The organism is uncultured Cedecea sp., from assembly GCF_947498825.1.
In the GTDB taxonomy this organism is placed as follows: domain Bacteria; phylum Pseudomonadota; class Gammaproteobacteria; order Enterobacterales; family Enterobacteriaceae; genus JGM124.
Genome location: NZ_CANMLV010000015.1, coordinates 62,054 through 84,943, shown reverse-complemented (window position 1 = coordinate 84,943; position 22,890 = coordinate 62,054). Strand labels below are relative to the sequence as shown.

20 protein-coding genes and 1 pseudogene are annotated in these 22,890 nt (G+C 47.0%); 10 read left to right on the top strand and 11 right to left on the bottom strand.

The window, feature by feature from the left end:
• Positions 1-52 precede the first annotated feature (52 nt).
• The 5 genes from Q1A40_RS15620 to sapC all read right to left on the bottom strand — a co-directional run bounded on the left by Q1A40_RS15620 (position 53) and on the right by sapC (position 5,228).
• Positions 53-1,237: a CMD domain-containing protein gene (locus Q1A40_RS15620; protein WP_300001646.1), complete on the bottom strand. Its 1,185-nt coding sequence runs from the start codon at positions 1,235-1,237 to the stop codon at positions 53-55.
• Positions 1,238-1,439: 202 nt separating this feature from the next.
• Positions 1,440-2,231, bottom strand: a complete 792-nt coding sequence (fabI, locus tag Q1A40_RS15615; RefSeq protein ID WP_300001644.1) for an enoyl-ACP reductase FabI — start codon at positions 2,229-2,231, stop codon at positions 1,440-1,442.
• A 308-nt stretch (positions 2,232-2,539) separates the two neighbouring features.
• Positions 2,540-3,346 (bottom strand): putrescine export ABC transporter ATP-binding protein SapF, encoded by an 807-nt coding sequence (gene sapF, locus Q1A40_RS15610; protein ID WP_300001642.1) that lies wholly within the window; start codon positions 3,344-3,346, stop codon positions 2,540-2,542.
• Positions 3,346-4,338, bottom strand: a complete 993-nt coding sequence (gene sapD / locus Q1A40_RS15605; protein ID WP_300001639.1) for a putrescine export ABC transporter ATP-binding protein SapD — start codon at positions 4,336-4,338, stop codon at positions 3,346-3,348. The genes sapF and sapD overlap by 1 nt, the downstream gene beginning before the upstream one ends.
• Entirely contained in the window at positions 4,338-5,228 is an 891-nt protein-coding gene (gene sapC / locus Q1A40_RS15600) for a putrescine export ABC transporter permease SapC (RefSeq protein WP_300001637.1), read from the bottom strand. The genes sapD and sapC overlap by 1 nt, the downstream gene beginning before the upstream one ends.
• A 144-nt stretch (positions 5,229-5,372) precedes the next feature.
• On the opposite strand from sapC, the pseudogene Q1A40_RS15595 reads away from it, so the two are divergent.
• The 3 genes and pseudogenes from Q1A40_RS15595 to Q1A40_RS15585 all read left to right on the top strand — a co-directional run.
• A pseudogene (locus tag Q1A40_RS15595) lies at positions 5,373-5,573 on the top strand (Arm DNA-binding domain-containing protein); the annotation flags it as partial.
• Positions 5,574-6,111: 538 nt separating this feature from the next.
• On the top strand, positions 6,112-7,104 hold the full coding sequence (locus Q1A40_RS15590; RefSeq protein ID WP_300001634.1) for a YeeE/YedE family protein: 993 nt from the start codon (positions 6,112-6,114) through the stop codon (positions 7,102-7,104).
• A 25-nt stretch (positions 7,105-7,129) separates the two neighbouring features.
• Positions 7,130-8,503, top strand: coding sequence for a rhodanese-like domain-containing protein (locus tag Q1A40_RS15585; RefSeq protein WP_300001632.1), 1,374 nt, complete (start codon positions 7,130-7,132; stop codon positions 8,501-8,503).
• A 122-nt stretch (positions 8,504-8,625) separates the two neighbouring features.
• Here Q1A40_RS15585 and Q1A40_RS15580 read toward each other — a convergent pair whose 3' ends face one another.
• From Q1A40_RS15580 to pspF, 4 genes are all read right to left on the bottom strand, one after another.
• Positions 8,626-10,386 carry a hypothetical protein gene (locus Q1A40_RS15580; protein ID WP_300001629.1) on the bottom strand — a complete coding sequence of 587 codons (1,761 nt, stop codon included), beginning with the start codon at positions 10,384-10,386 and terminating at the stop codon, positions 8,626-8,628.
• A 369-nt stretch (positions 10,387-10,755) separates the two neighbouring features.
• Positions 10,756-11,706: a putrescine export ABC transporter permease SapB gene (sapB, locus tag Q1A40_RS15575; RefSeq protein WP_300001626.1), complete on the bottom strand. Its 951-nt coding sequence runs from the start codon at positions 11,704-11,706 to the stop codon at positions 10,756-10,758.
• Positions 11,706-13,343 carry an ABC transporter substrate-binding protein SapA gene (sapA, locus tag Q1A40_RS15570; protein WP_300001624.1) on the bottom strand — a complete coding sequence of 546 codons (1,638 nt, stop codon included), beginning with the start codon at positions 13,341-13,343 and terminating at the stop codon, positions 11,706-11,708. The genes sapB and sapA overlap by 1 nt, the downstream gene beginning before the upstream one ends.
• 121 nt (positions 13,344-13,464) lie before the next feature.
• Positions 13,465-14,460, bottom strand: coding sequence for a phage shock protein operon transcriptional activator (pspF, locus tag Q1A40_RS15565; protein ID WP_300001621.1), 996 nt, complete (start codon positions 14,458-14,460; stop codon positions 13,465-13,467).
• Positions 14,461-14,639: 179 nt separating this feature from the next.
• Here pspF and pspA point away from each other — a divergent pair, with 179 nt between their 5' ends.
• From pspA to tyrR, 6 genes are all read left to right on the top strand, one after another.
• Positions 14,640-15,308, top strand: coding sequence for a phage shock protein PspA (gene pspA, locus Q1A40_RS15560; RefSeq protein WP_300001618.1), 669 nt, complete (start codon positions 14,640-14,642; stop codon positions 15,306-15,308).
• Positions 15,309-15,372: 64 nt separating this feature from the next.
• Complete coding sequence (gene pspB / locus Q1A40_RS15555) at positions 15,373-15,597, top strand: envelope stress response membrane protein PspB (RefSeq protein ID WP_300001616.1); 225 nt, start codon at positions 15,373-15,375, stop codon at positions 15,595-15,597.
• The gene (gene pspC / locus Q1A40_RS15550; RefSeq protein ID WP_300001614.1) at positions 15,597-15,956 is read left to right on the top strand and encodes an envelope stress response membrane protein PspC; all 360 of its coding nucleotides are present in this window, start codon (positions 15,597-15,599) and stop codon (positions 15,954-15,956) included. The genes pspB and pspC overlap by 1 nt, the downstream gene beginning before the upstream one ends.
• A 145-nt stretch (positions 15,957-16,101) precedes the next feature.
• The gene (locus Q1A40_RS15545; RefSeq protein ID WP_300001612.1) at positions 16,102-17,499 is read left to right on the top strand and encodes a YcjX family protein; all 1,398 of its coding nucleotides are present in this window, start codon (positions 16,102-16,104) and stop codon (positions 17,497-17,499) included.
• Positions 17,496-18,572 (top strand): YcjF family protein, encoded by a 1,077-nt coding sequence (locus tag Q1A40_RS15540; RefSeq protein ID WP_300001611.1) that lies wholly within the window; start codon positions 17,496-17,498, stop codon positions 18,570-18,572. The genes Q1A40_RS15545 and Q1A40_RS15540 overlap by 4 nt, the downstream gene beginning before the upstream one ends.
• Positions 18,573-18,712: 140 nt before the next feature.
• Entirely contained in the window at positions 18,713-20,275 is a 1,563-nt protein-coding gene (tyrR, locus tag Q1A40_RS15535; RefSeq protein ID WP_300001609.1) for a transcriptional regulator TyrR, read from the top strand.
• A gap of 82 nt (positions 20,276-20,357) precedes the next feature.
• Here the strand turns inward: tyrR and tpx are convergent, their stop codons facing one another.
• Positions 20,358-20,864, bottom strand: coding sequence for a thiol peroxidase (gene tpx, locus Q1A40_RS15530; RefSeq protein WP_300001606.1), 507 nt, complete (start codon positions 20,862-20,864; stop codon positions 20,358-20,360).
• 132 nt (positions 20,865-20,996) lie between these two features.
• On the opposite strand from tpx, the gene ycjG reads away from it, so the two are divergent.
• Positions 20,997-21,962 (top strand): L-Ala-D/L-Glu epimerase, encoded by a 966-nt coding sequence (gene ycjG / locus Q1A40_RS15525; RefSeq protein ID WP_300001603.1) that lies wholly within the window; start codon positions 20,997-20,999, stop codon positions 21,960-21,962.
• Here ycjG and mpaA read toward each other — a convergent pair.
• Entirely contained in the window at positions 21,959-22,669 is a 711-nt protein-coding gene (gene mpaA / locus Q1A40_RS15520) for a murein tripeptide amidase MpaA (RefSeq protein WP_300001600.1), read from the bottom strand. The genes ycjG and mpaA overlap by 4 nt on opposite strands.
• Positions 22,670-22,890: the final 221 nt, after the last annotated feature.

The window sequence follows — 22,890 nt, the reverse complement described above, 5'->3', positions numbered from 1 at the left end:
AGCGGTTGACAGTTTTACGCGAAACCGCACCCTGCGGCAAGTGATGATTACCTTATACGGGTAAGGTTTTTAGTTCATCAGATGTTCGACCGAGACCTATCTTTAGTCTGTTTAACCAGCCTGTCAGCCCAGAGCTGAGCAAAAGCCTGATCGCTTGTGGTTCTGTAAAACCTTGTTCAAGGAGTCGCGCGAGCTCTGCATAGCTAAATCTGTCTGGTGTTCTTGTCAACACACTAACAGCCTGAATGATAGCCCGCTCACGTGGATGATTATGGCTCCAGGCGACCAGCGCAGGCTCACCGTTACGCATCGCGTCGGGCAGACCTTGTTTACCTTGCCATGCCGTAGCAGCATCACTAAAACAAGAAGGACTACCATTGATGCGTGATACCAGCATGAAAACCACTAAATCATCATCGGACCGCAACTCTGTGGCTGGCTGAAGGAGATGGGTCAGTTGCTCCAGGGCCTGAAGTGTTGATGTATCAAAAGCCAGTATATTGACCAAATCATTCAGCAGTGGAGAGGACTTGCCTGGTTCCAGAGCCTGAACCTGTTCTGTGTTCGCAAAGCGGCGTTCAAGTGGCGTCAAATTCGGAAGCCAGCGGACCGCCTGTTGTCTGAATAGATCCACTTCTGCATCTTGTTGTCCGGTAAGACCGGGTATCTGACGTACAGGCTGTCGAGCAAGCGCCTGTAGTATCGCTAAGGTTTGAGCCTGAAAACCAATAAAACCGATTAACTGATTAAACGTGACAATGTCTTCGACAGATAATCCACACTCATCAAGTTGCACCAGTGAAATATCGCTGATGCTGGTAGGCTGACTGGCTAACTGACGAGAAAATTGAGTGATTTGGGTCAGGCGACGATTGGTTTCACGAGATGAGTCGCTGCTCGACTCAGGGGCAAGTCGGGCGGCATAGTGGTTACACAGCCGTTGCACGCCAAAGACCTGGGCGACGGTCAGCGCTGTACTTAATCGCTCATAGTGACTTAGTGTGTGTAGCTGATTAGTTTCTACCTGGTCTGGTAGCAATATACTGGCAAGTTGCCGTCCTACGGTCAGCCACGCACCGTCAGTTGCCTGACTTGGGGCAGCCACCTTGAGATCAAGTAAAAAACGGTCATCAACCTGGGCGGCTTCCGGTACCAAAGGCTGGACATGATTCTGGTTTTGGCTTGACTGCGTTTCATGATACCACTGGCTTTTACCTGAAAAGCGTCGTTGTTCCATGAGTTTTCCTCGGTCAACAGTTTATCAAACCCAAAGTTGGGTTTGGATTCTGCTTTAATCCTGACGCAAGGTTGGCAACAGACCAAAGAATGATAGGTGATAATAAATATCAGAAAGATATATAGATTAAGATACAGGCAGGATGCATTAAACGACGCAAAGCGATGAGGCGGCTGAAGCACGCCCCATCGTAAATCAGAAATTAATCTTTTAATTCCAACTCGTTCATTGCTGCGATGCTAAAGCCACCATCAACATGAATAACTTCACCAGAGATACCAGCAGACAGGTCAGAGCACAGGAATGCAGCAGAATTACCGACATCTTCAGTGGTGACAGTACGACGGATAGGTGTAACTGCTTCACAGTGAGCCAGCATCTTACGGAAATCTTTGATCCCGGAAGCGGCCAAAGTACGGATAGGGCCTGCGGAGATGGCGTTAACGCGCACGCCTTCAGGGCCCATAGCATTAGCCATATAACGGACGTTAGCTTCCAGAGATGCTTTTGCCAGACCCATTACGTTATAGTTAGGAATTGCACGTTCTGCACCTAAATAGGAGAGTGTCAGCAGGGCTGAACCTGGATTTAACATCTCACGGCAGACTTTAGCCATCGCGACAAAACTGTAAGCACTGATATCGTGAGCAATTTTAAAGCCTTCACGCGTTACAGCATTCACATAATCGCCGTCCAGCTGATCGGCTGGAGCAAAACCGATAGAGTGCACAAAACCATCAAATTTTGGCCAGCTTTTTGCCAGTTCGGTAAACAATGCTTCAATGCTTTCATCTTCAGCCACGTCACAAGGAAGTACCAGGCTTGAACCCAGTTCAGCAGCAAAACCCTCAACACGACCTTTCAGCTTTTCATTCTGATAGGTAAATGCCAGTTCAGCACCTTCACGATGCATAGCCTGAGCAATACCATAAGCAATGGAGAGTTTACTGGCTACGCCAGTGATAAGAATGCGTTTACCGGTCAGAAAACCCATAGCGATAATCCTTAATTGTCATTATTGTTTGCGGCCCGTGGATTAAAAGGTGTCCCGGCCAGCGTTAAATCGGCGGCAATTCTAGCATGACTTGGCGTCAAGCGTTAATCCGACCACTTTCCCCCCGTCATAATTCAAGCTGCAGGTGCGTTGGTTTTCCTCGCTCACCCCGGTCACTGACCAAAGTCAGCTCCCGGGGATTCGCTGCGTTACCGCCTTCCTGCAACTCGAATTATTTAGGGGGACGTCATAATTCAAGCCGCAGGTGCGTTAGTTTTCCTCGCTCACCCCGGTCACTGACCAGAGAATTAGCGATCTTTGCGCCAGGCATCAGCCGTCAGGGCTTCACCAAAGTGGCTGTTTATCAGTCGTTTAGTCAGTTCATGTAGGGGAGAAGCCAGAACATCTGCGGTACTGCCTCGTTCAACGACTTCCCCTTGATGCATCACCATCACTTGGTCGCTGATATGCTTCATCATACCAATGTGTTGCGTGACATAAATATATGAAATTCCGTGTTTTTCCTGTAATTCAAGCATCAAGTTAATCAGCTGTGAGCGCATCGACATATCCAGTGAAGCCAGTGCTTCATCGGCAATGATCACTTGAGGACGTAAAATCAGGGCTCTGGCCAAGCCCAGACGTTGTTTCTGTCCCGGGGCCAGCATATGGGGATAGTAACTGGCATGGTCAGGTAGCAATCCCACCATTCTCAAAGTCTCAAGAATATGCTGCTGACGTTCCTCTTGCTGCCACTCAGTATTCAGGCGCAGAGGAAAATCGAGGATCTGCGAAATACGTTGTCGTGGATTCAGCGACGTACTGGGATCCTGGAAAATCATTCGTATGCGCTGGCTGCGATAGGCATAATCACCAAAATGGAGCGCATGATCATCAATGATTATCTCGCCATTAGTGGGTTTAATCATCCCTGCCAGCATTTTAGCCAAGGTCGATTTACCGGAACCATTTTCACCAATAATAGCCAGTGTCTGCTTTTCACGTAACGTGAAACTGAGTGGTTTCACAGCTTCCAGGTGATGGCGTTTAAACAGCCCACTTCGATAGCGAAACGTTTTACTTAAATTACGAACTTCCAGCAGGGTATTCAGCATCAGTTGCTTTCCCTGTTCAGTGGAAAATGGCAGGCATAGAAATGGTTTTTTGTTCCTTCAAGCCACGGGACTTCAATACACTCTCGCTGTGCGTAAGGACAACGAGGACCCAGACGACAGCCTATAGGTAGCTGTTCCAGTACCGGTATCGCGCCCGGTAAAGTGTTCAGCCGACTCTTGTGGGGCATAGGGCTACCAAAATCAGGAATAGCACGAATCAGCGCTTGGGTATAAGGATGATGAGGCGAGGTAATCAGTTCCTCGCTGGTTGCGCTTTCGACGGTCTGACCACAATACATCACATTGATTTTATCGGCCCATTGGCTGAGCATTTGTAAATCATGGCTTATCAGTAAAATGGTGGTGTTATTATTCTGATTAAGCCTGGTCAACAGACGGAATATCTGTGACTGTGTCGTCGGTTCCATCGCATTGGTCGGTTCATCGGCAATTAATAGTCGCGGCTGGTTAGCCAGTGCGATAGCAATCATGACCTTCTGACATTCGCCTTCGGTCAGTTCATAGGGATAACTGCGCATGATATCCTGGTGATCTTTAATCCCCACCCGATGCAGCAGTTCTATGGCGCGGCGAGTCCGCCAGCCTAAACGCCGCCACCACCGGCCCTTATAGGTCCATCCGGGGATATTTTGTATCAGCTGACGCCCGATTCGCTCTGAAGGGTCGAGACAGGATTGGGGTTCCTGGAAGATCATTGAAACGTTGTAACCCATTAAGCGTCGACGCTGGCGCGGAGACAGCCTTAACAAATCAATATCATCAAAGCGCATACGATCGGCAGTGGCGCGCCAATTATCGCGGGTAATGCCACAAATGGCTTTCGCTATCAGACTTTTTCCTGAGCCTGACTCTCCCACCAGCCCACGAATTTCACCTTCATTAAGCGTCATGCTTACGCGATCGACTGCTTTGACCCAACCTTCTGCGGTCATAAACTCAATCGTCAGATTACGAATATCAAGCAGCGGCATTATTGTACCCCGGCATTAATGGCACGGCGCAGACCATCACCTAACAAGTTGATCAGCAGAACACTCACCATAATTGCAGCACCTGGTAACATCACCGTCCAGGGCGCAACATAAATTAGCTCCAGCGAGTCACCCAGCATACTCCCCCATTCAGTGGAAGGAAATTGCGCACCAAGGTCAAGGAACCCTAAAGCGGCGATATCCAGAATAGCAATAGATAAAGTGCGGGTGACCTCGGTGACAAGCGTGGCTGAAGTATTGGGCATGACGGCAAAACGCAGTAGGTTAAGCGTGGATGCACCATCCAATCGAGCGGCAATAACATACTCTTTTTCCAGCTCGTCATGCACCGCACTATAGACTGAACGAACTATCCGCGGTAAGAGTGCCAGCCAGACGGCAAACATCGCGTGGCTTAGACTGGGACCAACAAATGCCACCACAATAATGGCCAGTAACAGGGAAGGAATAAACAACAACGTATCAAGGATATGGTTCAGAACCACAGAGCGCAGTCCCCGGGTTGCACCTGCAATTACCCCGAGAAAAATACCGCACACTGTTGCCGCCAGCGTGATGATCAGCGCACCACCCACAGTGGGTGCAGCTCCGGATAATAACCGACTCAGAACATCACGACCTAAATCATCCGTACCTAGAAAGAAAGAGATCTCTCCATAACGTGACCAGGAAGGTGGAAGTAACTGAAAGCCTAAAAATTGCTGATCTATCTGATAAGGAGCAAAAAACCCGCCTAACAGGCACAGTAATAACAACGCACTGCAACCATACAGCCCAATCATTGCAGTGGTATCACCATGAAACTTCTTCCACGTCAGATGCAGTGTGCTGGGCGTTCGTTTTTCCCGATAAACACTATCGTAGGGCATATGTAACCGCGTTAACTTTGCTTATCATGCTTCATGTCTCTTTGTTTTTTCAGGCGCTGCGTGAGTTTCCCGGCTTTTTGCGCTTTAAGTCTGTTTCGCTTTGGTTTTCTTGTCGCGACGTTATTCAGAGCTAATGTGTACACATTGCTGACCGATGCAAAACGAAGAAAGTCTCTCGGAAAGAAAAGGGACAACGTTGAAATCCTCCCTGACTCCCATGGCCTTTGCGTCAGACTATCCATCATCGGTAGTATAACCTTCTTTTAGCGATACCGGTGGAACGGAAAGAGCGCGCAGCTGACTATCGGGGATTATCCTTCTATATCACTCTCTCATGCAAGAGAGCTGCTGACAGAGAGCGGATTTCTTGAGAACGTTAACGGGCGCTTTCGTGATGAATATCTGAATGAGCACGGGTTCAGCAGCCATCAGAATGCGCAGCAGACTGGCGAAGCGGGAAATTTGAAGGTAAACAAACCGATGTTACTCGTCTAATATTGGGGGGCAGCGCATGGTAGCATGGTATTGACCATTCTCCTGCTCATTATGCCGACATCAATTCAATATCATTTCGTCACTTACAGTAGTTTTCAAAATGATATTGAATCCAGACAATAACATCCGGATGGTTATGCTATATTTTTCTTTTTTTGCCGTGTTGATTGAAATATCATGAGCTACAATTATCCGAGTGATAAATACTTTATTACGCACGCGAAAATATTAACACTGCGTAAACATGTCATTCCAAATTCTATTACAGACTTCTTTGCGTTAATGCTAATATTTATTATTTCGTGATTTATAGTTTTTTCGGGAAACTTTCTGCATTCTGAATATCTTTATACTGTACTTATTAACCTTTTGATAAAATAGGTATTTCATGATTAGCGCTGTTATTATAGGGATCGCGTTTGGCATCCTGTTACAAGCCGGGCAATTTTGTTTTGTCTCTGGTTTTCGCAATATTCTCTATCAGCGAAATCCGCGTTTTTTAACTGCGCTAATGATTGCGATAACGATTCAATCTATCGGTTTTTATAGTTTGCAGGGTTTCGGTTTTTTACAGATCCCAGAGGGTAATTTACCTGTTATCGCGACGGTATCAGGTGGATTGCTCTTCGGTGCTGGCATGGTACTTGCGGGGTGTTGTGGCAGCGGCGCCTGGTTTCGTTCCGGGGAAGGACTTATTGGCACATGGCTGGCTTTATTTAGCTTTGTGATAACCCTGGCCGCAGCTCAAAAAGGCAGCCTGAAAAAGTGGCTGGAACCCTTGTTTATCGAGCCTGTCCAGATGGATACCCTCTACAGTACCTTCGATGTTTCACCCTGGATGCTGATTGCCATTTTAATCTTAATAACAGCATGGCTGCTGCTATATCAGCATAAACATCCTCGCTACATCCCTCCGGCAGAAGGGAAGTTTAAGCGTATCCCACTTAATGTTACGGCCATCCTGATTGGCCTGCTGGGTATTATTGCCTGGGTCGTCAGTGCAGCATATGGGCGTAACTTCGGGTTTGGGATTTCTGTTCCTTCTGCCAACGTTATTCAATATTTTGTTACCGGACAACAACGCTATTTTAACTGGGGTAGTGTCTTTGTCGCGGGTATTTTAATCGGCTCAATGATCAGTGCCAAAATTCGAGGTGAATTTACACTGGCATTACCACCAGATGGTATCACCGCTGTTAAACGTTTAGTGGGCGGTGCCTTTTTAGGAATAGGGGCAACGCTGGCTGGCGGGTGTACCGTGACTAATTCGCTGGTGGCCACGGCATATTTTTCCTGGCAGGGCTGGATCTCGACTTTTGCCATCATGGCAGGTGTTTGGCTGGTGAGTTATTTTGTTAAACCCACACAATGTAATATTTAGGTTACAAGCAGGATATGAAAAAGTGATGAATAAATTAACTCTGGCACTTCTGGCTGCGATATTAGCAGGTTGTGACCAGACCGTTGTTAAAAATATTAGCACCGATGATTTGGTGAAAAATTTAGATAATCCTGACTATGTTATTATCGATACACGTCCTGATAGTCTGTATTTTGGTTTTAAAGGCAACCAGGCTAACAGAGGCGGGCATATTAAAGGTGCAATGCAGTTCACCACGGGTTGGTTAGATTTTATCGAAAACAATAAATTTGATAGTTTTATGAGCAGTAGAGGGATCACCAAAGATAAGAATTTGGTTTTTTATGACACCAATCAAGATGACTTAGAGCGTGTTACCGCTGAATTTGCTGCAAAAGGCTATAAGGTTCAGGCTTATAGTGATTACATTCATTACGCAAACTCCGATTATCCGCTGGATAAATTCTCTAATTACTGGATGAGTGTTTCATCCGGCTGGCTTAACGCAGCATTAAAGGGTGAAAAACCTGAAAGTTATACCAGCGATAAAAAGCCACTTGTTTTCGAAGTGTCCTGGGGTGAGATTAAGGATGCAAAATCTTACGATACCCATATAAAAGGCGCTTATCACTTTAATACTGACTGGATAGAAAATGGCCCGCTCTGGAACCTGTCTTCTCCTGAGGTCATTCAAGCTAATTTACTGAAAAGTGGTATCAGTAAAGACACTCCGGTTGTGGTTTATTCAGCTAATCAGATGGCGGCACTACGCGTGTTGTGGGCACTGAAATGGGCTGGTGTCGAAGATGTTCGCTATCTGAACGGCGGCTTAAATGCCTGGATTGACGCAGAATTACCGGTTGAAACGACAGTCAATATTCCTGTGCCGATTGCAGAGTTTGGTACCACTATCCCAGCGAATCCACATATTAATATCTCCATGCCAGAAGAAGCCTTAGAAAAACAAGCAGGAGGGCTCAAACTTATCAGTAACCGTTCATGGGATGAGTATACCGGTAAAACCAGTGGCTATGATTACATTCCACTCGCAGGTGAACCTGAAGGGGCAATCTGGGGCTTTGCGGGTAAAGATGCTTCTGACATGTCTGACTATTATGATCCGGACGGCACACTTCGTAATCCAAATGAGATCTTTGCGCTCTGGAAAAATCAGGGTATTGAGCCCACCGACGCGGTTGCCTTTTATTGCGGCACCGGCTGGAGAGCGAGTGTTTCCTGGTTTATGACACAGTTAGCGGGTTGGGAGCAGAGCCAGGTCTATGATGGCGGCTGGAATGCCTGGCAGATGGATCCTAAATTCCCGGTCCAGCATGGTGCGCCTGGAAATATGAGTCAGCTGGATGCGCATAATGATTTCGGAACCCTGGCGAAAAAACAGGGCCAGACTTGTAAAAGCTGATGCTTATTTACCGCATAGTGATTGGTGTTGTTAATTACGGTTAAGATGCATTTTACAACAAAAAAGGTGGCGCAGGCCACCTTTTCAATTATATATAACCCTATCATTAATTATCGGGTAAATTATACGTAAATCATTGATCCATCAGGTTGTATGGATATCTTCGTTGACAGTCCGTATTCAGAGATGCCTTTTTTACAGTCATCGTAGTGCGCTGGGAAATAGTTCATGATATCTCTTTCTCTTTTTATTATTTCTTCTACTGAGTAGTCTTTATGATCAGCCATGGCAGTCTGATAAAAAAAGTCATAATCTTTATGATTAATAATGCATTCAGCTGCTAAGAGAAGTGTTGTCAGTTCCCTTCTGGCTAGAATTTCTTCTGCATATCCATCAGGTGAAGATACCCCTAGTTCATTATTTATCGTTCTTCCAGCAGCATCAAGATATGCTGAACTATTGATGTTAAGGACTATGCGAGCCAGCAAAGCACACCTTTGGGCTGGCTTGTGGGTATTATAAGATTTTTTAACGGTTTTTTTAATCTCATCATTACAAAACTCCTCTAGATTATTATAAAGATTTTTACCCAGAGGATAATATTTATCTTTTGGAATAGTATCATAAAAAATATGTTTTTTATCTTCATGCGGATATCTTACATTCAGATATTGGGATATATTGATAACGGATGTTGCCGTTGATGATTTATCTTTGGAAAACAGGCTGATGCCAGCCGGTGGCATTAACTCTTTTCTTATTAACGAGCCATCAGGTTGTATAGATATACTATCTGACAGTCCATACTTAGAGATGCCTTTTTTACAGTCATCATGATGTGTTAGGAAATAATTCATGATATTCCGTTCTCTTTCTGCTATTTCTTCTATTGAGTAATTTCTATGGTCATTCATTGCAGCGGAGTAAAAATGGGCATAATTTATATGTTTAATAATATATTCGGCAGCCAGGAGAAGTGTTGTCAGCTCTCTTCTGTTTCCAACTTCTAATTCTACTTTAAGCGCTGATGATATCCTGTTTCTATTCATATATCGTGAACTGGCATCAAACGATGCTGCTTCATCGATCTTAATGGCCATGAGTGCCAGACAGGCACACCTTTTGGCTGGTTGTTTGGTGCGATAAGCTTTATTTAGAGTATTTTTAATTTCATCATTGCATAATTCTTTTATCGAGTCATAAACATACACACTCATCGGATAATACTTACTTTTTGGAGTGTTATTATAAAAATAATCCCATTTATCGTCATGCGGGTATATTGTATTTAGGTATTTGGATATTCCGATAACGCTTTGTTGTATCTGTGATTGCTCTGTTGTAATGACAGAGTCGTTTTTTTCTGTTTTTACTGTTACAGCGTTCGGTATTGTGATTGTGGATGGTGATAATCTTTTATTTCGTATACTGCTGCCATACTTCCCCTCATAATAAGAGTAAGGTGAGTGCGATGTAGAGGGGGTGGGGGGCTCTTGGTTGTTCATTGACATGCTGCCTGATGAAGCATAGTAAGGATATTCGCTTGTCAATTCCGGAGGCTGAGACATAAGTTGGAGCTCTGAACGGCCATTTGCTCCCGATCTTACTAGCAGATAAGAACAATAACCCCCCCCGACGATTACGGCTGCGACCACGATGCCAATTAGATAAGACTTGAACCTCTGCAAGCAGGCCTGTGGGGATGCTTCTCTATTGATATCAGGAGTACGTCTGGTTTTGTTGGCTGTGGTATTGGACACATTGTTGATATTTTCGAACAATGGAAGACTCTCAGAGCTATGAGAATATTTTTTTTGGTTATTTATTTCGGAAGTATCATATTGAGTAAGGTTTTGTGATAATTTTTCAGAAGTACATAACATACGATTTTTCCTTTGTCGTTTAATTTATTAATATATTGTCCGTACAAGATTTATATTTCCCATTGATTTGATTTGGTGACGATATAATTACAGCTGCAGTTTGCGTTTGCTTTTATTTGGCGTGAACTATACAGGATATGGGTTTTCTGTATTTATAATTAACGTTTATTTTTTTTGAGTGCGTGTTTTTACTTTCTATAAAAATAAATTAATCAGAAATGTTCCCATCTAAAATATTAATTATAATTAATATTCATTCTGAAAGGATATCTCTGATTTTATATTTGTCTCTATCTAAAATAGAGAAGGGGAGACAATGATACGGCTAAACCCTGTTTGGGGCTTAGCCGTGATAAGACTGAGAGAGCTCTAGCTTTTATTTTTCCATGGGCTCGCCATCACGCTGATAATATCAGAAAGAATATTCACCACGATAACCAGCGATCCGGTCACCATCACTCCGGCAGAAATGGCCGCATAATCCTGCTGGCGCACAGCGTTAATCAACCAGCGTCCAAGCCCGGGCCAGTTAAAGACCACTTCGGTTATCATTGCCAGGGTGAGCATGGTTGAAAATTGGAGCCCCAGACGCGGGATAATTGGAGGCAAGGCGTTATGCAAAACATGGCGGCGAATAACCGTAAAACGTGACAAACCTCGAGTAGCTGCTGCTTTAATATAATTTTGTTCAATGACTTCGATAGTACTGATGCGCATCAGACGGATCACTTCAGTCGTTGGAGCGACCGCCAATGCCACCACTGGTAACACCATATGAAGCCCTACGCTTGCGATAATTTCATGCCGATAAGGTGACTCTGAAAGCCAGGCATCCACCAGGGCAAGCCCTGTCACGGGGTTAACTTCATACAATAAATCAAAGCGGCCGGAAACAGGAAACCAGCCCAGCGTAAGCGAAAAAAACAGGATCAGTAGTAAGGCCAGCCAGAACACTGGAATCGAAAAACCAAGCAGTGCCATGGCGCTGATTAACTTGTCCTGCCAGCGATTTCGCATCACTCCCGCCAGAATACCTACTGGGATACCTATCAGTAATGCCAGTGAGAATGACAGCAAGCATAATTCCATCGTTGCGGGGAAAACAACGTGTAGCTGATCGTTAATCGACTGACCCGTAATACTCGACACCCCGAAATCCCAGTGTACCAGGCCATCAAACCAGAAGCTCCAGGCGTTCCAAAGTGAAACACCTTGCAATGGTGCATGAGGGGTGAAAAACAGCAATGAGAAACCGACCAGTGACAGGAAAAATAATGTGACAAGTAATAGCAATAACCGTCGCAAGGTATAAATAATCATTATTTTTTCACCTCGACGCCGTCACGAGACACGCCGGCAAACGAAGCGCTACCAAACGGACTCAGTACCAACCCTTTGATATCATGACGATAGGCCTGTAAGCGTAACGACGAAGCTAAAGGCAGTACCGGCATTTCAGTGGCCAGGATCTGCTGGGCTTCGTGATAAGCATCAACTCTGGAAGCGAGCTGTTGAGATGAAAGCGCTTTTTGTAGCACAGCATCAAACTGCGGGTCACACCAGTGGGATAAATTAGTCTGCGAGTCTATTGCGGCGCAACTGAGCAACGGGCGGAAAAAACTGTCCGGATCGTTACTGTCAGTTGACCAGCCCGCAAGCGTTAAGTCATGGCTCATATCCATTAGCCGTGTTTCCTGAAAGCGACCTTCGACAGGAATAATCGTGACTTTGACGCCAATTTGAGCCATATCAGCTTGAATCAATTCTGCTGTTTTAAGTGGGCTGGGGTTCCAGGGTTGAGAACTGGTTGGCACCCACAATTTCAACTCAAGATCTTTAATGCCCAGTGATGCCAGTAACTCACGCGCTTTAGCCGGGTTATATTCTGTCACCCGGGCATCATTATCATAAGCCCATGAGGCTCGTGGTAAAATAGACGCTGCTGTTTCAGCGGTTCCGTAATAAATCGACTGCATCAGACGCTGATTATTGATAGCCAGGGATAGCGCATGGCGTACCTCAGGATTATTAAGCGGTGGCTTGTTGGTATTAAAAGCCAGATAGGCAATATTCATACCTGGACGCAGCGTCAGGCGCAGACGGGGGTCGTCGCGTAAAATATTAAGCTGACTGGCTGCAGGCCAGGCCAGAACATCACATTCACCCGTCAGTAACTTCGATAAGCGTCCCGTACCACCGTAACCGAGATCAAGCACCACTTGCGGCATCAAGGGTTCACCCCGCCAGTAATCCGAATGACGGGCCAGCCGAATATATTGTCCGGTGCGGTTCTCATCTAACAGAAACGGACCGGTTCCCACGGGCTGGCGATCCATCTGTTCCTTTTTATCTTCTCGGGTGAGCTTATCGGCATACTCGGCAGACATCACTGATGCATAATGTGTCGCCATATGCCACAGAAAGGAGGCATCCGGTTGGTTCAGTCGAAACTCAACGGTATTTTGGTCGAGTTTGCGAATACTTTTGATACTTTCGGCAAATTGTAGGCTGTCGAAGTAGGGATAATGGCCGCCATTAACATTATGCCAGGGATTATTGCGATCAAAAATGCGCTGAAACGTGAAAACGACATCATCAGCATTTAATGGTCGGGTAGGGGTGAACCAAGGGGTTTTCTGAAACTCAACCTGAGGGCGGAGATGAAAACGGTAAGTCGCCCCATTATCCAGCACTTCCCAGCGCTCCGCCAACTCAGGCTCCAGACGATAGGTATAAGGATCAACATCCAGTAAACGATCATAGAGTTGCGGTGCCAGGGTATCTACTGTCACTCCGGTACTGGCCATCTGAGGATTAAAGGTATTAACCTGACCACTCACACAGTAAATAAATCCGCTATTGCGGATATCAGCCGTTTTTTCATCAGGCACAGCCGCGTGGACTGAACCGTGCAGACAGCATAAACTCACTAACAGAGAGGACAGTATGGCACGCATAAAGGCTTATATTTTATCAGGTGATGGGCCGGATTATATCTTACTCTGGCAGGGTTCCCAAAATTCCTGTTAACGAAGCCACAGAATCGTGCATATCGATTTAAAAATGCTGTTTTTTTATCTACAGCTGGTGCTTTTTCATCATTGCCCGTAACTGATGATAGGTGATCCCCAATAATTCAGCGGCACGACGTTGATTAAACGAGGCCTGCTGTAAACTTTGTTTCAATAGCGTCAGTTCTTGCTGATGCTGAAACTGTCGCAAGTCCACTGGCAGTGCTGGAATAGAAGTTTGCTGTGTGTTTGATGCTGGTTCAGGAAACAAAGGACGCAGACGTGAGGCCACACTGGCGAACGGGTCGAGAATAATTCGATCCAGCACTTCTTCGCTGTTGCCGTGGCGATAGACAGAACGTTCCACCACATTTTTTAATTCACGAATATTTCCAGGCCAGGCGTGCTGTAACAGGATCTGGCTGGCCTCTTCACTGAAACCTGGAAAGAAGGGCAGATTGAGCTCACGACACATTTGAATGGCAAAATGCTCTGCCAGTAACAAGATATCCGATTGTCGTTCTTTTAACGAGGGCAGCATCACCACATCGAATGCCAGCCTGTCGAGTAAGTCCGCGCGAAATTTTCCTTGTTGAGCCAGAAGGGGAAGGTCTGCGTTGGTCGCACAGACTAAGCGAACATTAATCTGTAGCGGCTGACTGCCCCCGACCCGCTCAAGCTCACCATATTCAACGACACGTAATAGTTTTTCCTGGACCAGCATTGGGGCCGTGGCCAGTTCATCAAGAAAAAGAGTACCGCCCTCAGCGCGCTCAAAACGACCCTGATGGCGTTTTTGTGCGCCGGTAAAAGCCCCTGCTTCATGGCCGAACAACTCGCTATCCAGCAGGTTTTCGTTTAGCGCGGCACAGTTCAGCGAGATAAAAGGTCCCTGCCATCGAGAAGATAAAAAGTGGAGACGACTGGCAATCAATTCTTTACCGGTGCCGCGCTCACCTATCACCAGCACAGGTTTGTTAAGTGGCGCAAGCTCGGAAACTTGCTCCAGAACTTCCAGGAAGCTATTCGCTTCGCCTATTAAGTTATCTTTTGCCTGTTGCATAGTTAAATTAACCAATAGTTAGTGATATTAACCTACTGTATCAGTTTCCTGAGAAGGGTCAAATTTAAATTATTGTTTAAAATCATTGAAATGCAAAGTTGGCACGGGGTTTGCTTTATCTGTGTTATACGGTTCTCAGTGAACACATGACAGACAGAAAAGATTAAGGAGATAACACCATGGGTATTTTTTCTCGCTTTGCTGATATTGTGAATGCCAACATCAATAATTTGCTGGAAAAAGCTGAAGATCCGCAGAAACTGGTTCGCCTGATGATTCAGGAAATGGAAGATACGCTAGTTGAAGTGCGTTCCACATCCGCTAAAGCCCTGGCTGAAAAGAAACAACTGGTACGCCGGGTAGAACAAGCGGAGACACAGCAGCTTGAGTGGCAAGACAAAGCCGAACTGGCATTACGTAAAGATAAAGAAGACTTGGCGCGTGCTGCCCTGATAGAAAAGCAGAAACTGACAGATTTAATTGCAGTGCTTGAGCAGGAAGTCAGTCATGTTGATGAAACTCTGATGCGAATGAAGCTGGAAATTGGTGAGCTTGAGAATAAACTCACTGAAACACGTGCTCGTCAGCAAGCCTTGAACTTACGCCACCAGGCCGCTTCGTCTTCCCGCGACGTGCGTCGCCACTTAGATAATGGCAAGCTCGACCAGGCGATGGCGCGTTTCGAATCATTTGAACGTCGCATTGACCAGATGGAATCGGAAGCCGAAAGCCAGCGCTTTGGTAAACCGACTTCACTGGACACCCAGTTTGCTGAACTGAAGGCGGATGATGAAATTAGTGCCCAAATTGCTGCGCTGAAAGCTAAAATGAATGCCGAACGCGACTAATTATGCAGTTTTTTAGTCTGGCGGAGATGCGCATCACCGTCAGACTGACAAGTAAGGAGTACTTATGAGCGCGCTTTTTCTTGCGATACCACTGACCATATTTTTGCTTTTTATTGCTCCTCTTTGGCTCTGGTTACACTACAACAATCGCTCTTCTGGAAGTCAGCTTTCTTCCGCTGAACGACAAAAACTGGCACAGCTGACCGACGAGTCACGGAAAATGCGCGAGCGTATTCAGTCCCTGGAGCAGATCCTTGATACTGAGCATACTGGCTGGAGGAACAATTGATGAGAACATGCGTGCAGTGCCGAAAGTTATGGCGTATCCCGGAACAGGGAAAAATTAAAGGAGTCTGTGCTGGCATCGCGCAGTATTTTGATGTTCCGGTGAAACTGGTACGACTGATTACTGTTCTGGCGTTTTTTCTCGGGTTCGCATTTTTTGTGATAGTGGGATACATAGCGCTGACCTTTTTACTCGACCCGATGCCTGCGAACCGTCAGCGACAAAAGCATCAACCCACTGCCCGTGAGCTATTAAGCGCAATGGACAGAGAACTGGCTGCCGGGGAGAAAAGACTGAGAGCGATGGAACGTTATGTGACATCGGATACTTACACATTACGCAGTAATTTTCGTAAACTTTGAATATATCCCAAACAGCACGTCAAAACCGGGTTGGCGTGTTGCTGCTTTTCAATTTTCTCTCCTTAATAATCTCATGGTTGCCTGACACGGCTTTGATTACAATTAATAATCTGACGCTTGAATTTCTGACAAAACCAGGATGGCGATGAACCGAATCAAAAATGAACTCAGCGCATGGGTTAATCGTGGTGTTGACCGGCATTTACGCCTGGCCGTGACGGGATTAAGCCGTAGCGGTAAAACGGCTTTTATTACTTCGCTGGTTAATCAGCTACTAAATACCCATACCGGCGCTCGTTTACCGTTATTCAATGCGGCGCGGGAAGGGCGTTTGCTTGGAGTCAAACGTGTTGCTCAGCGAGACTTTGGATTACAGCGTTTTACCTATGATCAAGGATTGGCGCAACTCTATGGCTCTCCACCGTCCTGGCCGACAGCCACTCGGGGTGTAAGTGAAATGCGGCTGGCAATACGTTACCGTTCTGCCAACAGCGTGTTGCGTCATATCAAAGATACATCAACGCTGTATCTGGAAATCGTCGATTATCCCGGTGAGTGGCTGCTCGATTTACCGATGCTGGCACAGGATTACTTGAGCTGGTCACGACAGATGACGGATATGATCAAGGGCGACCGGGCGGAATGGAGTGCCGAATGGCGTTCACGTTGTGCAAAACTAGACCCCTTTGCGCCAGCAGACGAGGGGCAACTGGCATTAATCGCCGAAGCCTGGACGGATTATCTCCATATCTGCAAAAATGAAGGCTTGCACTTTATTCAGCCCGGCCGTTTTGTTTTACCCGGCGATTTAGCCGGTGCGCCAGTGCTGCAATTTTTTCCCTGGCCTGATATCGACCAGTCTGGCGAAGCGAAACTGGTCCAGGCGGATAAAAACACGAATTTTGGCATGTTAAATGCCCGTTTTAATTACTACTGCGACAAGGTGGTTAAAGGCTTCTATAAAGATCATTTTGTCCGTTTTGATCGGCAAATTGTCCTGGTGGACTGCCTGCAACCGCTTAACAGTGGTCCTCAGGCATTCAATGATATGCGGCTTGCGTTAAGCCAGTTGATGCAAAGTTTCCATTATGGCCAGCGAACCCTGTTCCGCCGTCTGTTTTCACCGGTTATCGATAAATTACTGTTTGCCGCCACCAAGGCCGACCATGTGACGGCAGATCAGCATGGTAACTTGGTTTCACTGCTTCAGCAGTTAGTCCAGGAAGCGCGACAACATGCGGCTTTTGAAGGGATCAGTATGGATTGTATGGGGCTTGCTTCGGTGCAGGCGACACAAAGTGGTATCGTTACCGTCGATGGAGAGAAGCTCCCTGCGTTACGTGGCGAGCGGCTTTCTGATGGTATGCCATTAACCGTTTATCCGGGCGATGTTCCCCCCCGTTTGCCGGGGGCCGATTTCTGGCAAGCTCAACAATTCCAGTTTGAAACCTTTCGTCCTCAGTCCATGGCACTGGATAGCCCCTTACCGCATATCCGCCTGGATTCTGCACTGGAATTTTTAATCGGAGATAAGTTGCGATGAGTCAGCCTATTAAACCGCGTATCGATTTTCCTGTGACTCCGCATGACGAGCCACAGGCCAGCGGAAAAACAGCCCGCACATTTAGTGAACAGGAGTCAGAATGTTTTACTGCTGAACAACTGCAGGCAGACATCGATGAGCAGAGAAGTGAAGACATCGTCATTAATGCCCTACGGCCAAAACGGAGTCTCTGGCGACGCCTGGTTGTTTGTGGCTTGGTATTATTTGGCCTGAGTGTTATCGGCCAGGGCGGTCTTTGGCTGTATCGAGCCTGGGAAACTCAGGACTGGATTGCACTGAGTGCGGGAGCCGCGGGCGGCCTGATTATTGTGGCCGGGGTGGGCTCAGTGGTGAGTGAGTGGCGACGACTATGGCGTTTACGTCAAAGAGCGGATGAAAGAGACGAAGCTCATGAATTGCTTGCCAGCCAAGGGATAGGAAAAGGGCGTCAGTTTTGTGAGAAACTGGCGCAGCAGGCGGGTCTGGATCAGGGGCATCCGGCTTTGCAACGCTGGCAGAGCGCTCTGCATGAAACCCATAATGATCGGGAAGTTGTGACACTATACGCCCAGTGGGTTCAGCCGGTACTTGACGAACAAGCGCGCCGGGAAATTAGTCGTTCCGCCGCCGCATCCGCGGTGATGATTGCTGTCAGCCCGCTGGCGCTGGTGGATATGGCGTTTATTGCCTGGCGTAATATCCGTCTGATTAATCGTATTGCGTCACTGTATGGCATTGAACTCGGTTATTTCAGCCGTATTCGCCTGTTTCGTATGGTGCTTGTGAATATTGCGGTTGCGGGTGCCAGTGAGTTTGTGACTGATGCCGGAATGGATATTATGTCTCAGGATATTACAGCACGTCTTTCAACCCGTGCGGCTCAGGGGTTGGGCGTCGGACTATTAACCGCTCGCCTTGGCATTAAAACGATGGAATTGTGCCGTCCGTTACCCTGGCTTGAAGATGATAAACCCAGGATGGGCGATTTCCGTAAACAGCTCCTGGGACAGATAAAAGAAACATTCACTAAAACCAAGGTGAACGATCCGGAGGCAGAAAAGATTTCTCGTTGAGCAGGCATAGAATTTTGTAATGGATGCGTTCATTTCCAGTCTGCTGTCAACTATTCATGACACGCCGCTTTTTGCGCGGCGTGAACTGGAGTATTATCAGTTAATCCAAACTGTTTTTAGTATGAAATAAGGTCATCTGCATGCGTCTGGAAGTTTTTTGTCAGGATCGTCTTGGTTTGACTCGTGAGTTACTTGATTTATTGGTGCTGCGCGGCATTGACCTGCGTGGTATTGAAATCGATCCGATTGGGCGTATATACCTTAATTTCTCAACGCTTGATTTTGAATCTTTCAGCCGTTTAATGGCAGAGATCCGCCGCATTCCTGGCGTAACTGATGTGCGTACCAGTGCCTGGATGCCGTCAGAGCTCGAACATCGTGCCTTAAGTGCATTGCTGGAAGCACTGCCGGAGCCGGTACTCTCGCTGGACTTAAAAAGCCGCATTGAGCGTGCTAATCCGGCGAGCTGTACGCTATTCGGTCAGTCGGAAGAACGTCTGTGTAGTAGCCAGATAACAACCCTGATCCATGATTTTAGTTTCTCCCGCTGGCTGGAAAGTGCCCCGCAAACGTCCCACACCGAACATCAAATCATTAACGGGCAGCATTTTCTGATGGAGATTACGCCGGTTAATCTTGACGATGAAACCGGTGTACCGATACTGATAGGCGCTGTCGTGATGCTGCGTTCCACGGTCCGAATGGGGCGACAGCTTCAAACACTGTCTCACTATGATATGGACGCCTTTAATCAAATCGTCGCCGTAAGTCCCAAAATGCGCCATATTGTTGAGCAGGCGCGTAAACTGGCTTTACTTAATGCCCCGCTACTGATTATCGGTGATACCGGTACCGGGAAAGACTTATTTGCTCATGCTTGCCATAAAAGTGGCCCTCGGGCACAAAAGCCTTTTCTTGCACTCAACTGCGGTTCGATTCCTGATGATGTGATTGAAAGTGAACTGTTTGGCCATGCAGCGGGAGCCTATGCTAACGCGCTGGAAGGTAAAAAAGGCTTTTTTGAACAGGCCAGTGGCGGTTCCGTTTTGCTGGATGAAATCGGTGAGATGTCGCCCCGAATGCAGACAAAATTGCTGCGTTTTCTCAATGACGGCACTTTCCGCCGTGTCGGTGAAGATCATGAAGTTAACGTCGATGTCCGGGTGATTTGCGCCACGCAAAAAAATCTGGTTGAACTGGTGCAAAAAGGCCTGTTTCGTGAAGATTTGTACTATCGACTCAACGTGTTAACACTGGTACTACCGCCATTGCGTGATTGTCCACAAGATATTATGCCGTTGACTAAGCTCTTTGTTGCTCGCTTTGCCGATGAGCAGGGAGTGGAGCGTCCGAGACTGGCAAATGATTTAAGTAGCGTACTTACCCAATATGGCTGGCCAGGTAACATTCGTCAGCTAAAAAACACGCTTTATCGGGCACTGACACAATTGGATGGCTATGAGTTACGTAGCCAGGATATCGTTTTACCTGATTTTGATGCACCTCAGATGGCTGTTGGTGAAGAAGCCGTACAAGGATCGCTGGATGAAATCATCGGTCGATTCGAGCGTTCCGTCCTGACGCAGCTTTATCGCAGTTATCCCAGCACACGTAAGCTGGCCAAACGGTTAGGTGTTTCTCATACAGCGGTCGCGAATAAACTGCGGGAATATGGACTTAACCAGAAAAAAGGCGAAGAGTAGCGGATTAAAAACACAAAAAGGGGCGAATATTTATTTTCGCCCCTTTTGTTTTCATTCTATGCCCCGTTTACGGGGCATTTTTTTATGCTTTCAGAGCTTCCAGAGCCGCGGCATAGTCAGGCTCAGTGGTGATTTCATTCACCAGCTCACTAAAAATAACTTCGTCTTGCTCATTCAATACAACAACTGCACGTGCAGTCAGACCTTTCAGTGCGCTGTCTTCCAGGCTTACACCATAGGTTTGCTGGAAATCAGGGTGGCGCAGAGTGGACAACGTGACCACGTTGCTCAGACCTTCAGCACCGCAGAAGCGAGACTGAGCGAAAGGCAGGTCAGCAGAAATACACAGAACAATGGTATTATCCAGTTCGGTAGCCAGCTGATTAAATTTACGTACTGATGCCGCGCAAACGCCGGTATCAATGCTTGGGAAGATGTTCAAAACTTTACGTTTTCCTGCGTACTGGCTCAGAGAAACGTCGGAAAGATCTTTGGCGACCAAGGTAAATGGAGCCGCTTTGCTTCCTGTTTGTGGGATTTGGCCAGAAACTTTTACCGGGTTACCTTGAAAATGAACTGTTTGTGACATGTCAGATTTTCCTTTTACATTGAATTAACACCCGGGGCAGTGTATTCCAGGATTCAATGAATGAATATAAAAAACTCGCGTTATCTGTAAAACTTCAGCCATCAGGCGTATTTTTCGCTAAAAAGAGGGTGCATGAGAACAATTAAATGCTATTCACAAGGATTCCCACTGCATACTCCCTTTGTTATCGCAAGAGGGATACGAAGTGAGGCTCGGGTTGTTGTGGTCGAAATAACAGAAAGCGGTCTGTCTGGTATCGGAGAGTGTACCCCTTATCCCCGTTATGGTGAGAGCGAACAGACGGTACTGGAGCAAATTGAAAGTATTATTCCGGCACTGGAACAAGGCGTCAGCCGCGAGCAGCTACAAACACTATTACCGGCAGGGGCGGCACGTAATGCGGTGGACAGTGCGTTATGGAGTCTGGAAGCTGCGAAAGCGGGTACAAGTGTTGCTTCGTTACTGGCAGTCAGCTTGCCGTCGCAGCTTGATACCGCTCAGACCATCAGTATTGACAGCCCGGAACAGATGGCAACAGCGGCTACCCGGTTATGGGAAAAAGGTGCCTCGTTACTGAAGATAAAACTGGATAATTATCAGGTCATTGAGCGCATGACGGCAATTCGGCGCGCCGTTCCTGAAGCCACCTTAATAGTGGATGCGAATGAGTCCTGGCAACCCGAAGGACTGGAGGAGCGCTGTCAGCGGCTGGCTGAATTAAACGTGGCAATGCTGGAGCAACCACTGCCCGCACAGCAGGACGAAGCCCTGGCGCTGTTTACGCATCCTCTGCCAATTTGCGCCGACGAAAGTTGCCACACTCGCGCCAGTCTTCATTCTCTGATTGGGTGCTATGAGATGGTGAATATTAAACTGGATAAAACCGGCGGGCTGACAGAGGCTTTACTGCTGGCCCGGGCGGCTCGTGAACAAGGTTTTACGATTATGGTCGGCTGTATGCTCTGCAGTTCTCGCGCCATCAACGCGGTACTGCCTTTGGCCCTCAGCGCGCGTTTTGCCGATCTTGATGGTCCAACCTGGCTGCTAAAAGATGTACAGCCAGGTCTGGCATTTTCCTGCGGCAGACTCTCGTTCTAGCAGAGAGACCAGCGCAGCAGACCTATCATTGCATCGAGATATCGTTCACTGGCCTCATCGGCTGAGACAGGTGGAAACTCGGCAGTAATACAGGGTAAGTTTTGCTCAGCACACCAGCTGCCAAAAGAACCGGGCGTGGCATATCCGACATCAGTCACCAGCGGTAGCTGAAAACTATCGGACAACCATTGCCCCAGCGGCGAATGCTGGGGATCGTCAATGCAGCCAAGGGGATCATGAAACGAAACCACCCATGCAGGTTGTAAGGTCCTAATCAGTTGGCACAGAGCCTGAGTTTCAGGCTCAGAAGCTGGTTTCTGGCCAGTCGAGAGCACGACATCCCGCTCCGTAGCCTGACTGTTCCAACGGTAAACCGTTTTGCCTGCCAGCCAGTTAGCACTGGCAAAATTACGATTCAGATCAACGCCATTAGCATTAGCGCGCAGGCCGAGCTGGCAACCATCGGGATTGACAGCCAGTACCACATGGTGATGAGGTGTGCCTGGTTTTAGCGTGCGTAATGCACAAGAGAGTGTCACCATCGCTGCATTTTCGTCACCGTGCGTACCCGCAATAATGAGACCTGTATCACTGCTGATGGCGGTAGACGGAAAATAGAGTAGGGGGGCGCCTAATACCGAGTTTCCGTACTGCTTGCAGCCCGCAGGTAAATGGCCGCGTTGGTGACGTGGTCGGGTGAGGGTCATAATCATCCTTATGAATAACCAACTGATCAATCATATCAGTATCATGTTTTACCAGAAATATTACGAGAGCAAGATACGGTTATTAAAAATCAATTTGTTAAGATAATAATTAACAGTATCTATTTTCCAGGATGTGACAGTTTTCCTGGAAATAAAATAACCAAGTACGGTACAGTAACCTTCACTTGTTTTCTTGCGCATGACTCTGATACGGATAGCAA

Excerpts from the sequence above, each read along its gene's own strand:
- Q1A40_RS15620 (WP_300001646.1), bottom strand. The coding sequence starts at position 1,237 with ATGGAACAACGACGCTTTTCAGGTAAAAGCCAGTGGTATCATGAAACG.
- fabI (WP_300001644.1), bottom strand. The coding sequence starts at position 2,231 with ATGGGTTTTCTGACCGGTAAACGCATTCTTATCACTGGCGTAGCCAGT.
- sapF (WP_300001642.1), bottom strand. The coding sequence starts at position 3,346 with ATGCTGAATACCCTGCTGGAAGTTCGTAATTTAAGTAAAACGTTTCGC.
- sapD (WP_300001639.1), bottom strand. The coding sequence starts at position 4,338 with ATGCCGCTGCTTGATATTCGTAATCTGACGATTGAGTTTATGACCGCA.
- sapC (WP_300001637.1), bottom strand. The coding sequence starts at position 5,228 with ATGCCCTACGATAGTGTTTATCGGGAAAAACGAACGCCCAGCACACTG.
- Q1A40_RS15590 (WP_300001634.1), top strand. The coding sequence starts at position 6,112 with ATGATTAGCGCTGTTATTATAGGGATCGCGTTTGGCATCCTGTTACAA.
- Q1A40_RS15585 (WP_300001632.1), top strand. The coding sequence starts at position 7,130 with ATGAATAAATTAACTCTGGCACTTCTGGCTGCGATATTAGCAGGTTGT.
- Q1A40_RS15580 (WP_300001629.1), bottom strand. The coding sequence starts at position 10,386 with ATGTTATGTACTTCTGAAAAATTATCACAAAACCTTACTCAATATGAT.
- sapB (WP_300001626.1), bottom strand. The coding sequence starts at position 11,706 with ATGATTATTTATACCTTGCGACGGTTATTGCTATTACTTGTCACATTA.
- sapA (WP_300001624.1), bottom strand. The coding sequence starts at position 13,343 with ATGCGTGCCATACTGTCCTCTCTGTTAGTGAGTTTATGCTGTCTGCAC.
- pspF (WP_300001621.1), bottom strand. The coding sequence starts at position 14,460 with ATGCAACAGGCAAAAGATAACTTAATAGGCGAAGCGAATAGCTTCCTG.
- pspA (WP_300001618.1), top strand. The coding sequence starts at position 14,640 with ATGGGTATTTTTTCTCGCTTTGCTGATATTGTGAATGCCAACATCAAT.
- pspB (WP_300001616.1), top strand. The coding sequence starts at position 15,373 with ATGAGCGCGCTTTTTCTTGCGATACCACTGACCATATTTTTGCTTTTT.
- pspC (WP_300001614.1), top strand. The coding sequence starts at position 15,597 with ATGAGAACATGCGTGCAGTGCCGAAAGTTATGGCGTATCCCGGAACAG.
- Q1A40_RS15545 (WP_300001612.1), top strand. The coding sequence starts at position 16,102 with ATGAACCGAATCAAAAATGAACTCAGCGCATGGGTTAATCGTGGTGTT.
- Q1A40_RS15540 (WP_300001611.1), top strand. The coding sequence starts at position 17,496 with ATGAGTCAGCCTATTAAACCGCGTATCGATTTTCCTGTGACTCCGCAT.
- tyrR (WP_300001609.1), top strand. The coding sequence starts at position 18,713 with ATGCGTCTGGAAGTTTTTTGTCAGGATCGTCTTGGTTTGACTCGTGAG.
- tpx (WP_300001606.1), bottom strand. The coding sequence starts at position 20,864 with ATGTCACAAACAGTTCATTTTCAAGGTAACCCGGTAAAAGTTTCTGGC.
- ycjG (WP_300001603.1), top strand. The coding sequence starts at position 20,997 with ATGAGAACAATTAAATGCTATTCACAAGGATTCCCACTGCATACTCCC.
- mpaA (WP_300001600.1), bottom strand. The coding sequence starts at position 22,669 with ATGACCCTCACCCGACCACGTCACCAACGCGGCCATTTACCTGCGGGC.